We start from the raw sequence: 12,570 nt of genomic DNA, 5'->3' as shown, positions 1-12,570 counted from the left end.
TTTCGTCCAAGGCAATCGACATGACCGACATTCAGAATAAGAACTACATCATTGCCCTCGATCAGGGTACGACCAGCTCCCGCGCGATCATTTTCGACCGCGACGCGAACGTGGTCTGCACCGCACAACGCGAATTCGCCCAGCATTACCCGCAAGCCGGTTGGGTCGAACACGACCCGATGGAAATCTTCGCCACCCAGAGCGCGGTGATGGTCGAAGCGCTGGCCCAGGCCGGTCTGCACCACGATCAGGTCGCCGCCATCGGTATCACCAACCAGCGTGAAACCACCGTGGTCTGGGACAAGACCACCGGCCGCCCGGTGTACAACGCGATCGTCTGGCAATGCCGCCGCAGCACCGAGATCTGCCAGCAGCTCAAGCGTGACGGTCATGAAGACTACATCCGCGACACCACAGGTCTGGTCACCGACCCGTACTTCTCCGGCACCAAACTGAAGTGGATCCTCGACAACGTCGAAGGCAGCCGCGAGCGTGCGCGCAACGGCGAACTGCTGTTCGGCACCGTCGATAGCTGGCTGATCTGGAAATTCACCGGCGGCAAGGTCCACGTCACCGACTACACCAACGCCTCGCGCACCATGCTCTTCAACATCCACACGCTTGAGTGGGACGCGAAGATGCTGGAGATCCTCGACATCCCGCGCGAGATGCTGCCGGAAGTCAAAGCCTCTTCGGAAATCTACGGCCGTACCAAAAGCGGCATCGCCATCGGCGGTATCGCTGGTGACCAGCAGGCCGCGCTGTTCGGCCAGATGTGCGTCGAGCCGGGCCAGGCGAAAAACACCTACGGCACCGGTTGCTTCCTGCTGATGAACACCGGCGACAAAGCCGTGAAATCCCAGCACGGCATGCTGACCACCATCGCTTGCGGCCCACGCGGCGAAGTGGCTTACGCACTGGAAGGCGCCGTGTTCAACGGCGGCTCCACCGTACAGTGGCTGCGCGATGAACTGAAGATCATCAACGACGCCCACGACACCGAATACTTCGCCAATAAAGTGAAGGACAGCAACGGCGTCTATCTGGTGCCAGCCTTCACCGGTCTCGGCGCGCCTTATTGGGACCCGTATGCCCGTGGCGCCCTGTTCGGCCTGACCCGTGGCGTGCGTGTGGATCACATCATCCGCGCCGCACTGGAATCGATTGCCTACCAGACCCGCGACGTCCTCGACGCCATGCAACAGGACTCCGGCGAACGCCTCAAGGCACTGCGCGTGGACGGCGGTGCGGTAGCCAACAACTTCCTCATGCAGTTCCAGGCCGACATTCTCGGCACTCAGGTCGAGCGTCCGAAAATGCGCGAAACCACGGCGCTCGGCGCAGCTTATCTGGCCGGCCTGGCGTGCGGTTTCTGGGGCAGCCTGGAAGAGTTGCGCGGCAAGGCCGTGATCGAGCGCGAGTTCGAACCGAGCCTGGACGAAGCGGCAAAAGAGAAGCTGTATAAAGGCTGGAAAAAAGCCGTCAGCCGTACCCGCGACTGGGAACGTGAAGACGCTGAATAAGCCAAGCGGAGTACTCGTAACCTGTTGTAACTGGTAGGGAGGAGATTCCTGCGGCATCATGGGCAAATTTTGCACGGCAGCCCAAAGGAAGCCCCATGAATCTGCCTCCCCGTCAGCAGCAAATCCTCGAGCTGGTCCGCGAACGCGGCTATGTGAGCATCGAGGAAATGGCCACGCTGTTCGTTGTTACCCCGCAAACCATCCGCCGCGATATCAATCAGCTGGCGGAAGCCAATCTGCTGCGTCGCTACCACGGCGGCGCCGCTTATGATTCCAGCGTCGAAAACACCGCCTACGCGATGCGCGCCGATCAGATGCGCGATGAAAAACAACGCATCGGCGAAGCCATCGCTGCACAGATCCCCGATCACGCCTCGCTGTTCATCAATATCGGCACCACCACCGAATCGATTGCCCGCGCCCTGCTCAATCACAGCCACCTGAAGATCATCACCAACAACCTGCACGTCGCTTCGATGCTCAGTGCCAAGGATGATTTCGATGTGCTGCTGACCGGCGGCAATGTGCGTCGCGACGGCGGCGTGGTGGGTCAGGCGAGCGTGGACTTCATCAACCAGTTCAAGGTCGACTTTGCACTGGTGGGCATCAGCGGCATCGACGAAGACGGCAGCCTGCTCGATTTCGATTACCAGGAAGTCCGGGTGTCCCAGGCGATCATCGCCAATGCCCGGCAGGTAATCCTCGCCGCGGACTCCAGCAAGTTCGGCCGTAACGCGATGATCCGCCTCGGCCCGATCAGCCTGATCGATTGCCTGGTGACCGATCAGCAGCCGGTGCCAGCCCTGGCGCAACTGCTGAGCCAGCACAAGATTCGTCTGGAAGTCGTTTAACCCCTCTTTACATCCTCAGCGCCTGTTCTGGCGCCTTCGTCGGATCGCCGCCCGGAGCAAGCCCGCTCCCACAGTGGTCGGTTGTGCTCACAAATCTTGTGGCCGACTGAACACCTGTGGGAGCGGGCTTGCCCGCGAAGGCGATCTCACAGGCGCCCTGATCCGCGCCCTGACGCGCAGTTCATGTTCGAATATTTTCTTTTCTCGGCCCTTCGATGAGTTTTTTCAATCGAAGTCGACTGGCTGCGCGCGTCTTTATGGGCTACCATTTTCGCAAATGAACATTCATGTTCGATTTCCAAGACAGAAAATCAAAAGAGCCCGAGGCCAGCCGATGTCCACATCTACCTTGCGTACGCCCCCTATCTCCGAGATCTACGACATCGCCGTCATCGGCGGCGGGATCAATGGCGTGGGGATCGCAGCGGATGCCGCCGGTCGCGGTCTTTCGGTGTTCCTTTGCGAAAAGGACGATCTGGCCAGCCACACCTCGTCGGCCAGCAGCAAGCTGATCCACGGTGGCCTGCGCTACCTCGAACATTACGAATTCCGTCTGGTGCGCGAAGCCCTGGCCGAACGCGAAGTGCTGCTGGCCAAGGCCCCGCACATCGTCAAGCCGATGCGCTTCGTGCTGCCGCACCGCCCGCACCTGCGTCCGGCGTGGATGATCCGTGCAGGCCTGTTCCTTTATGACCACCTCGGCAAGCGCGAAAAACTGGCGGGCTCGAAAAGCCTGAAGTTCGGCGCCGACAGCGCACTGAAAAGCGAAATCAGCAAAGGCTTCGAATACTCCGACTGCTGGGTCGACGACGCCCGCCTCGTGGTTCTGAACGCCATGGCCGCCCGTGAAAAAGGCGCGCACATTCACACCCAGACCCGTTGCGTCAGCGCCCGCCGCGCCAAGGGCCTGTGGCACCTGAACCTGGAACGCGCCGACGGCAGCCTGTTTTCGATCACTGCCAAAGCGCTGGTGAACGCCGCTGGCCCGTGGGTCGCCAAGTTCATCCGTGACGACCTGAAGATGGAGTCGCCGTACGGCATCCGTCTGATCCAGGGCAGCCACATCATCGTGCCGAAACTGTACGAAGGCGATCACGCGCACATCCTGCAAAACGAAGATCAGCGCATCGTTTTCACCATTCCGTACCTGAACAACCTGACCCTGATCGGCACCACCGACCGCGAGTACACCGGCGATCCGGCCAAAGTGGCGATCACCGACGGCGAAACCGATTACCTGCTCAAAGTGGTCAACGCCCACTTCAAGAAGCAGATCAGCCGTGACGACATCCTGCACACCTACTCGGGCGTGCGTCCGCTGTGCAACGACGAATCCGACAATCCGTCGGCCGTGACCCGCGACTACACCCTGGCGCTGTCCGGCAGCACCGAAGAAGCGCCGCTGCTGTCGGTGTTCGGCGGCAAGCTGACCACCTACCGCAAGCTCGCCGAGTCGGCGATGGCGCAGCTGATGCCGTACTTCACCCAGATGCGCCCGAGCTGGACGGCCACCGCCACCCTGCCCGGCGGCGAAGACATGACCACGCCGCAGGCCCTGAGCGCGCTGATCCGCGACAAGTTCGACTGGGTACCGACCGAAATCGCCCGCCGCTGGGCCACCACCTACGGCAGCCGCACCTGGCGCATGCTCGAAGGCGTCGACACCCTCGCCGACATGGGCGAACACATCGGTGGCGGGCTCTACACCCGTGAAGTCGATTACCTGTGCACCGAAGAATGGGCCACCACCGCGCATGACATCCTGTGGCGTCGCAGCAAACTGGGCCTGTTCACCACGCCGGCCGAGCAAGAGCGACTGACGGCGTACCTGAACAAGGTCGAGCTGAACCGCAGCAAGATCGAAGCGGCCTGATTCGTTCGTCGCTGAACAAAAAGCCCCTGAATCGCAAGATTCAGGGGCTTTTTGCATTCAGGCTGAAACAAGGCGCAATGAGGACGTTCGGTTTTCCGAACGCGACCTGACGGTCAATTCGGTTAACCGGATCAGATTGACGAAAAAACACCATCACAAAACTTTAATAACGTTATAAATCAACGAATTAACCTGTACCGACTGGTCTGGCACGACTCATGCTCTACACTCCTTCGACGAATGCCTGTTGCGCCAACACAACAGGAGCCGTCAGGCATTCGAAGTACAAAGGGCCCGCTCAACCGGCTCCATAAAAAAAACAATGTCGAGGAAAATTTGATGCGCATCGTTCCCCATATCCTGGGCGCAGCCATTGCTGCCGCTCTGATCAGCACACCAGTTTTCGCTGCCGAACTCACCGGCACCCTTAAGAAGATCAAAGAGTCCGGCGTCATCACCCTGGGCCACCGTGACGCTTCCATTCCTTTCTCCTACATCGCTGACGCTTCCGGCAAGCCGGTCGGCTACTCCCACGATATCCAGCTGGCCATCGTCGAAGCGATCAAGAAAGACCTCGACCTGCCAAATCTGCAGGTCAAATACAACCTGGTCACTTCGCAAACCCGTATCCCGCTGGTGCAGAACGGCACCGTGGACGTCGAGTGCGGCTCCACCACCAACAACGTCGAGCGTCAGCAACAGGTCGACTTCTCCGTCGGCATCTTCGAAATCGGTACCCGTCTGCTGTCCAAGGCTGACTCCAAGTACAAGGATTTCGACGATCTGAAAGGCAAGAACGTCGTGACCACCGCCGGCACCACTTCCGAGCGCATCCTCAAGGCGATGAACGCCGACAAGCAGATGGGCATGAACGTGATTTCCGCCAAGGACCACGGTGAATCCTTCCAGATGCTGGAATCGGGTCGTGCCGTTGCGTTCATGATGGACGACGCCCTGCTGGCCGGCGAAGCCGCCAAAGCCAAGAAAGCCTCCGACTGGGCCGTGACCGGCACTCCGCAGTCGTACGAAATCTATGGCTGCATGATGCGCAAAGGCGACGAGCCGTTCAAAAAGGCTGTCGACGACGCCATCAAGGCGACCTACGCCTCGGGCGCGATCAACAAGATCTACGACAAGTGGTTCATGCAGCCGATTCCGCCAAAAGGCCTGAACCTGAACTTCCCGATGAGCGACGAGCTCAAGGCCCTGATCGCCAATCCGACCGACAAAGCGGCTGACGACAAGAAATCCTGATTTCTGACTAACCTTATCCCCTGAGGAGGCGCCTGCCTTTTCAGGGGATGGTCACTCCCTGCTGGCATTTTCTGGAAACACTCGAACCGGTGGCTGTCGAGCCGATCGCGTGTGCCTGATTTTCACAATCAGGGCGGGAACGGAGCTTCCCCAGGCGGGCACTTGTACATCGATCGAATCGAGGGGAGACCCTAATGAATTACAACTGGGACTGGGGCGTGTTCTTCAAGTCCACCGGCGTGGGCAGCGAGACCTATCTCGACTGGTTCATCTCCGGTCTGGGCTGGACCATCGCCATCGCCATCGTGGCCTGGATCATCGCCCTGCTGCTCGGCTCGCTGCTGGGCATCATGCGCACCGTGCCAAACCGCATCGTGTCGGGCATCGCGACCTGCTACGTCGAGCTGTTCCGTAACGTGCCGCTGCTGGTTCAGCTGTTCATCTGGTACTTCCTGGTGCCCGATCTGCTGCCGCCGGATCTGCAGGAGTGGTACAAGCAGGACCTCAACCCGACCACCTCGGCCTACCTGAGCGTCGTCGTGTGCCTGGGCCTGTTCACCGCTGCCCGTGTCTGCGAACAGGTTCGCACCGGTATCCAGGCGCTGCCACGCGGCCAGGAATCCGCCGCCCGCGCCATGGGTTTCAAGCTGCCGCAGATCTACTGGAACGTGCTGCTGCCCCAGGCCTACCGGATCATCATTCCGCCGCTCACCTCGGAATTTTTGAACGTGTTCAAAAACTCCTCCGTGGCGTCCCTGATCGGTTTGATGGAGCTGCTGGCGCAAACCAAACAGACCGCCGAATTCTCGGCCAACCTGTTTGAAGCCTTCACCCTGGCGACCCTGATCTATTTCACCCTGAACATGAGCCTGATGCTGCTGATGCGCATGGTCGAGAAGAAAGTCGCCGTGCCCGGCCTGATCTCCGTGGGGGGTAAATAATGGAATTCGATTTCAGTGGCATCGTTCCGGCCATTCCCGGCCTGTGGAACGGCATGCTGATGACCCTCAAGCTGATGGCGCTCGGCGTGGTCGGCGGGATCATCCTCGGCACCATCCTCGCGCTGATGCGCCTGTCCCACAGCAAACTGCTGTCGAGCATCGCCGGCGCCTACGTCAACTATTTCCGTTCGATCCCGCTGCTGCTGGTGATCACCTGGTTCTACCTGGCCGTGCCGTTCGTGCTGCGCTGGATCACCGGCGAAGACACCCCGATCGGCGCGTTCACCTCGTGCATCGTGGCCTTCATGATGTTCGAAGCGGCGTACTTCTGCGAAATCGTCCGGGCCGGCGTGCAGTCGATCCCGAAAGGCCAGATGGGCGCGGCGCAGGCACTGGGCATGACCTACGGCCAGATGATGCGACTGATCATCCTGCCCCAGGCGTTCCGCAAGATGACCCCGCTGCTGCTGCAGCAGAGCATCATCCTGTTCCAGGACACCTCGCTGGTCTACACCGTGGGCCTGGTGGACTTCCTCAACGCCTCGCGCGCCAGTGGCGACATCATTGGCCGCTCGAATGAGTTCCTGATCTTCGCAGGTCTCGTGTACTTCACCATCAGCTTTGCCGCCTCGGTGCTGGTCAAGCGTCTGCAAAAAAGGTTCGCCGTATGATCTCTATCAAGAACATCAACAAGTGGTATGGGGACTTCCAGGTGCTGACCGATTGCAGCACCGAGGTCAAAAAGGGTGAAGTGATCGTGGTCTGCGGTCCGTCCGGTTCGGGCAAGTCGACCCTGATCAAGTGCGTCAACGCGCTGGAGCCGTTCCAGAAAGGCGACATCGTGGTCGACGGCACATCGATTGCCGATCCGAAGACCAACCTGCCGAAACTGCGCTCGCGCGTCGGCATGGTGTTCCAGCACTTCGAACTGTTCCCGCACCTGACCATCACCGAAAACCTGACCATCGCGCAGATCAAGGTGCTGGGCCGCAGCAAGGAAGAGGCGACCAAAAAAGGCCTGCAACTGCTCGAGCGCGTCGGCCTGTCGGCTCACGCCCACAAGCACCCCGGCCAACTGTCCGGCGGTCAGCAACAGCGTGTGGCGATCGCCCGTGCGCTGGCGATGGACCCGATCGTCATGCTGTTCGACGAACCGACCTCGGCGCTGGACCCGGAAATGGTCAACGAAGTGCTCGACGTGATGGTGCAGCTGGCCCACGAAGGCATGACCATGATGTGCGTGACCCACGAAATGGGCTTCGCCCGTAAAGTGGCCGACCGCGTGATCTTCATGGACGCCGGCAAGATCATCGAAGACTGCAAGAAAGAAGAGTTCTTTGGCGACATCAGCCAACGCTCCGAACGCGCGCAGCATTTCCTCGAGAAAATCCTGCAGCACTAAAAACTGCTGCATTCCCCGACATCCTCTGTCGGGGAATGCAGGTGGTTGACCCAAGGCATCTGTGATGAAATGCGACCCCACTCTCTATCGTGCCACGCCGCCATCACTTGCCGTGAAACCCCGTCTGATCCGCCACCTGTTCCTGCCGCCGCTGGTCATCGCCCTGATGATCGGACTGGGTTACATCGGCTTCTGGACCAGTGAACATTTCGGCATCCGCAGCCTCGGCGAAAACGGCCAGCGCCAGCTGGAACTGCACGCCCGCGCGGTCGAAAGCGAGATCAGCAAATACACCTACCTGCCCAGCCTGCTGGAACTCGAATCGAGCGTTTCGCAGTTGCTGGACGACCCGACCCCGGAACACCGGCAAACGGTCAACGATTACCTTGAAGGCCTGAACCGGCGCAGTCGCAGTCGGGCCATCTACGTCATGGACACCACCGGCCGCGTCATGGCCACCAGCAACTGGCGCGATGTCGACAGCTACCTCGGCGAAGACCTGTCGTTCCGCGCCTACTTCCAGAACGCCATCCGCGGCCAGCCCGGACGTTTCTACGGGATCGGTAGCACCAACGGCGAGCCCGGTTATTACCTGGCCCACGGCCTCGAAGAACACGGCAAGATAATCGGCGTCGCGGTGGTCAAGGTGCGCCTGGAAGCCATGGAAGAACGCTGGCAGCGGGCGCGTCTCGAAGCGTTCGTCAGCGATGAAAACGGCATCATCATTCTCTCCAGTGATCCGGCCCGGCGCCTGAAATCGGTGATACCGCTGAGCGACGAGACCAAGGAAAAACTCGCCCGCAGCCTGCAGTACTACTGGTTCCCGTTGAACGAGCTGCAACCGCTGGCCCGGGAAACCCTGTCCGAAGGCGTGGAAAAACTCACTTTCCCGGCCAACAGCGAAGTGCCGAGCCAACAGGATGGCGATGAGGAAAACATCAGCTATCTGGCGCAAACCCGACCGCTGAGCGATACCCCGTGGAATTTCACCCTGCTCACGTCGTTGCAGGATCTGCGGCGCGAAGCGATCAATCAGGGGATTCTGGTGGCCGTGGCGTTTGCCTTAGTGGCGTTCCTGTTGATTGCCTGGAATGAGCGGCGCAAGGTCATCGCCACCCGCCTCGCCGCCCGCGAAGCCCTGCAGGAAGCCAACAATCAGCTGGAGCGTCGGATTACCGAACGCACCGCCGACCTGCGCGCCAGCAACGACCGGCTCAAGAGCCAGATCCGCGAACGGCGTCAGGCCGAGGAGACTTTGCGCCGCGCCCAGGACGAACTGGTGCAGGCCGGCAAACTCGCGGCCATCGGCCAGATGTCCACCAGCATCGCCCACGAACTGAACCAGCCGCTGGCGGCGATGCGCACGCTGTCGGGCAACACCATTCGCTTCCTTGAGCGCGGCCAGCTGGATGTTGCCAGCACCAACCTCAAGACCATCAACGACCTGATCGACCGCATGGGCCGGATCACCGCCAGCCTGCGCTCCTTCGCCCGGCGCGGCGACGACAAGGGCCGCGCCAGCCTCGGCAAAGCGGTGGATGCCGCGCTGCAAGTACTCGGCGCCCGTGTCGAAAGCGCTTCCCTGCAACTGCATCGCCAGTTCGACGATGTGCAGGTGCAGATCGACCAGACGCGTCTGGAGCAGATTCTGGTCAACCTGATCGGCAACGCCCTCGATGCCATGCAGGCGCAACCGCTGCCGGAGCTGTGGCTGGAAGGCGAAGCATTCAACGGCAAATATCGCCTGCGGGTGCGCGACAACGGCCACGGCATCGACGCCGAAGCGCGCAAGCACCTGTTCGAACCGTTCTTCACCACCAAGCCCGGCGAACAGGGCCTGGGCCTCGGCCTGACCCTGTCGGCCAGCCTCGCCGCCGCCACCGGCGGGCATCTGGGTGTCGAACACCCGGCCAGCGGTGGTACCACCTTCGTCCTCAGTTTACCGTTGGTAAGCCCTATTCCTGCCGAGCCAATATGAACAACGACCTTAGTGTGCTGATCGTCGAAGACGATCCCCATGTGCTGCTCGGTTGCCAGCAGGCGCTGACCCTGGAAGACATCCCGTGCATCGGTGTGGGCAGTGCCGAAGAGGCGCTGGAGCAGGTCGGCGACAACTTCGCCGGGATCGTCATCAGCGACATTCGCCTGCCGGGCATCGACGGTCTGGAACTGCTGACCCGGCTCAAGCAACGCGACCGCAGCCTGCCGGTGGTGCTGATCACCGGCCACGGCGACATCTCCATGGCGGTCGGCGCGATGCAGAAAGGCGCCTACGACTTCATGGAGAAACCGTTCTCCCCTGAGCGTTTGGTCGATGTGGCCCGCCGCGCGCTGGAGCAACGCAGCCTGAATCGCGAAGTCTCGTCCCTGCGCCGGCAACTGGCCGAACGCGATTCCCTTGAAGGGCGGATCATCGGCCGTTCGCCGGCCATGCAGAACCTGCGCGAACTGATCGCCAACGTTGCCGACACCTCGGCCAACGTGCTGATCGAAGGCGAGACCGGCACTGGCAAGGAACTGGTCGCCCGTTGTCTGCACGATTTCAGCCGACGCCACACCAAACAGTTCGTCGCGCTGAACTGCGGCGGGCTGCCGGAAAACCTGTTTGAAAGCGAAATCTTCGGCCACGAAGCCAACGCCTTCACCGGCGCCGGCAAGCGGCGGATCGGCAAGATCGAACACGCCGACGGCGGCACGCTGTTCCTCGACGAAGTGGAAAGCATGCCGCTGCCGTTGCAGATCAAACTGCTGCGGGTATTGCAGGAGCGCACCCTCGAACGCCTCGGCTCGAACCAAAGCGTGGCGGTGGATTGCCGGGTGATTGCGGCGACCAAATCCGACCTCGACGAATCGAGCAAGGCCGGGGAATTCCGCAGCGACTTGTACTACCGCCTCAACGTGGTGACGCTGGAACTGCCGCCCCTGCGCGAGCGCCGCGAAGACATCCTGCAACTGTTCGAACACTTCACCCAGCAATCGGCCCTGCGTTTCGACCGGGCGCTGCCGGAGCTGGACAACCAGACCCTGTCGAGCCTGATGAGCCACGACTGGCCGGGCAACGTGCGTGAACTGCGCAACGTCGCCGAGCGTTTTGCCCTCGGCTTGCCGGCGTTCAAGAAAACCGGCGCGGGCAACGCAGGCCAGGGCCTGGCCTTCGCCGAAGCGGTGGAAGCGTTCGAACGCAACCTGCTCAGCGACGCCCTGCAACGCAGCGGCGGCAACCTGACTCAGGCCAGCCTGGAACTGGGCATGGCCAAGACCACGCTGTTCGACAAAGTGAAAAAATACGGCCTGAGCCATTAAGCGAGAACGACGTGGATCTGATTTTCAAGGCAATGCTCGGTGCGGCAGTGGTGGTGATCCTCGCCATGCTGGCCAAGACAAAAAACTACTACATCGCAGGGCTGGTGCCGCTGTTCCCGACCTTCGCCCTGATCGCCCATTACATCGTCGGCAAAGGCCGTTCGATCGACGACCTGAAGACCACCATCGTCTTCGGCATGTGGTCGATCATTCCGTACTTTGTCTATCTGGCAACGCTGTACGTGATGGTCGACCGCATGCGTCTCGAAGCTTCACTGGCGGTCGCGGCAGTGGCGTGGCTGATGGCGGCGACAGTGCTGGTGTCGGTGTGGGTGCGGCTTCACGCCTGAATCAGAGCAGGTTGTGTTCCGCCACCGGTTCGATCTGCGCCCAGTGCGACGTGTCTTCGCGATGCTCGCGCAGATACGGCAACACCGCCGCCAGCAACGGCTCCTTGAACGCTTCCTGAAAGCGGTGTGCCAGCCCCGGAATCAGCCGCAACTGACTACCGCGAATGTGCGCCGCCAGGTGTACGCCGTGCATCACCGGCAATAACGGATCGGCCGTGCCATGCACCACCAGGGTCGGGACGCGTAGTTGATTGAGCAACGCTACCCGGCTCGGTTCGGCAAGGATCGCCATGATCTGGCGCTTCACGCCTTCGGGATTGAACGCCCGGTCATAGGACAGCGCCGCTTGATGCAGCAATGCCTGCCGATCATCGCTGACTGAAGGGCTGCCCAGCGCCGCCAACAAATCAGCCTGTTGCTCCAGCGCGATCTGGCGATTGGGTGCACCACGTCGAGCCAACAACTGCACCAGCGCCGCACTCGGCGCCGGCAGGCCTTCGGCGCCGGAGCTGGTCATGATCAGCGTCAGGCTCTCGACCCGTTGCGGCGCCATGGCCGCCATGTGCTGGGCGATCATCCCGCCCATGCTCGCGCCAAGCACGTGGAATTGCTCGACGTGCAACGCATCCATCAGGCCCAGCGCATCGTCGGCCATGTCGGTCAGGCTGTAAGGCGCCGCCACCGGCAGACCGAGTTTGTAGCGCAGCACTTCAAAGGTCAGGTTGGCTTCCACCGGCGTCTGGCGCCAGGTCGACAGACCGGCATCGCGGTTGTCATAACGGATCACCCGAAAGCCCTGCTGACACAGCGCGACCACCACTTCGTCCGGCCAGTGGATCAACTGCCCGCCCAGGCCCATCACCAGCAACAGCGCCGGATCCGACGCACGGCCGATGCTCTGGTACGCCAGGCTCACCTGCTCCAGATCGACCCGTTCGGTCGGTACATTGACGTCGCAACGCGACGCCGCATAAGACGCCGGAACGAAAAAAACCGCGGCCAACAACGCCGCGATTGCAAAAAATCCCTTGAACATGAAAAACACCGAAACGCAGAACCCCAGTAGAGCGCGA

The 12,570-nt window shown here is 61.2% G+C and carries 11 protein-coding genes; 10 read left to right on the top strand and 1 reads right to left on the bottom strand.

Features of this window, described 5'->3' with window-relative positions; all coding sequences use genetic code 11:
- Nucleotides 1-20 precede the first annotated feature (20 nt).
- The 10 genes from glpK (at nt 21) to PMI24_RS09315 (ending at nt 11,497) form a co-directional block, all read left to right on the top strand.
- Nucleotides 21-1,523 carry a glycerol kinase GlpK gene (gene glpK / locus PMI24_RS09360; RefSeq protein ID WP_007953181.1) on the top strand — a complete coding sequence of 501 codons (1,503 nt, stop codon included), beginning with the start codon at nt 21-23 and terminating at the stop codon, nt 1,521-1,523.
- Between the two features lie 95 nt (nt 1,524-1,618).
- Entirely contained in the window at nt 1,619-2,374 is a 756-nt protein-coding gene (locus PMI24_RS09355) for a DeoR/GlpR family transcriptional regulator (RefSeq protein WP_007953179.1), read from the top strand.
- Between the two features lie 334 nt (nt 2,375-2,708).
- Entirely contained in the window at nt 2,709-4,247 is a 1,539-nt protein-coding gene (gene glpD / locus PMI24_RS09350) for a glycerol-3-phosphate dehydrogenase (protein ID WP_007953177.1), read from the top strand.
- Between the two features lie 339 nt (nt 4,248-4,586).
- Entirely contained in the window at nt 4,587-5,501 is a 915-nt protein-coding gene (locus PMI24_RS09345) for a glutamate/aspartate ABC transporter substrate-binding protein (RefSeq protein ID WP_007953175.1), read from the top strand.
- Nucleotides 5,502-5,695: 194 nt separating this feature from the next.
- Nucleotides 5,696-6,442 carry an amino acid ABC transporter permease gene (locus PMI24_RS09340; protein WP_007953174.1) on the top strand — a complete coding sequence of 249 codons (747 nt, stop codon included), beginning with the start codon at nt 5,696-5,698 and terminating at the stop codon, nt 6,440-6,442.
- Complete coding sequence (locus PMI24_RS09335) at nt 6,442-7,113, top strand: amino acid ABC transporter permease (protein WP_007953172.1); 672 nt, start codon at nt 6,442-6,444, stop codon at nt 7,111-7,113. The genes PMI24_RS09340 and PMI24_RS09335 overlap by 1 nt, the downstream gene beginning before the upstream one ends.
- Nucleotides 7,110-7,844: an amino acid ABC transporter ATP-binding protein gene (locus PMI24_RS09330; protein ID WP_007953170.1), complete on the top strand. Its 735-nt coding sequence runs from the start codon at nt 7,110-7,112 to the stop codon at nt 7,842-7,844. Before PMI24_RS09335 ends, PMI24_RS09330 begins: the two co-directional genes overlap by 4 nt.
- Nucleotides 7,845-7,908: 64 nt before the next feature.
- A complete protein-coding gene (locus tag PMI24_RS09325) occupies nt 7,909-9,822 on the top strand; it encodes a sensor histidine kinase (protein WP_007953168.1) in 1,914 nt (637 codons plus the stop codon).
- The gene (locus tag PMI24_RS09320) at nt 9,819-11,147 is read left to right on the top strand and encodes a sigma-54-dependent transcriptional regulator (RefSeq protein ID WP_007953167.1); all 1,329 of its coding nucleotides are present in this window, start codon (nt 9,819-9,821) and stop codon (nt 11,145-11,147) included. Before PMI24_RS09325 ends, PMI24_RS09320 begins: the two co-directional genes overlap by 4 nt.
- Before the next feature lie 20 nt (nt 11,148-11,167).
- Nucleotides 11,168-11,497 carry a GlpM family protein gene (locus PMI24_RS09315; RefSeq protein WP_162831789.1) on the top strand — a complete coding sequence of 110 codons (330 nt, stop codon included), beginning with the start codon at nt 11,168-11,170 and terminating at the stop codon, nt 11,495-11,497.
- Nucleotide 11,498: 1 nt separating this feature from the next.
- On the opposite strand, the gene PMI24_RS09310 is transcribed toward PMI24_RS09315, so the two are convergent.
- A complete protein-coding gene (locus tag PMI24_RS09310; RefSeq protein ID WP_007953164.1) occupies nt 11,499-12,533 on the bottom strand; it encodes an alpha/beta fold hydrolase in 1,035 nt (344 codons plus the stop codon).
- Nucleotides 12,534-12,570 lie beyond the last annotated feature (37 nt).

The organism is Pseudomonas sp. GM25 (genome assembly GCF_000282255.1).
GTDB classification, from domain to species: Bacteria; Pseudomonadota; Gammaproteobacteria; order Pseudomonadales; family Pseudomonadaceae; genus Aquipseudomonas; species Aquipseudomonas aphyarum.
This window is presented reverse-complemented; position numbering and strand designations above follow the sequence as displayed.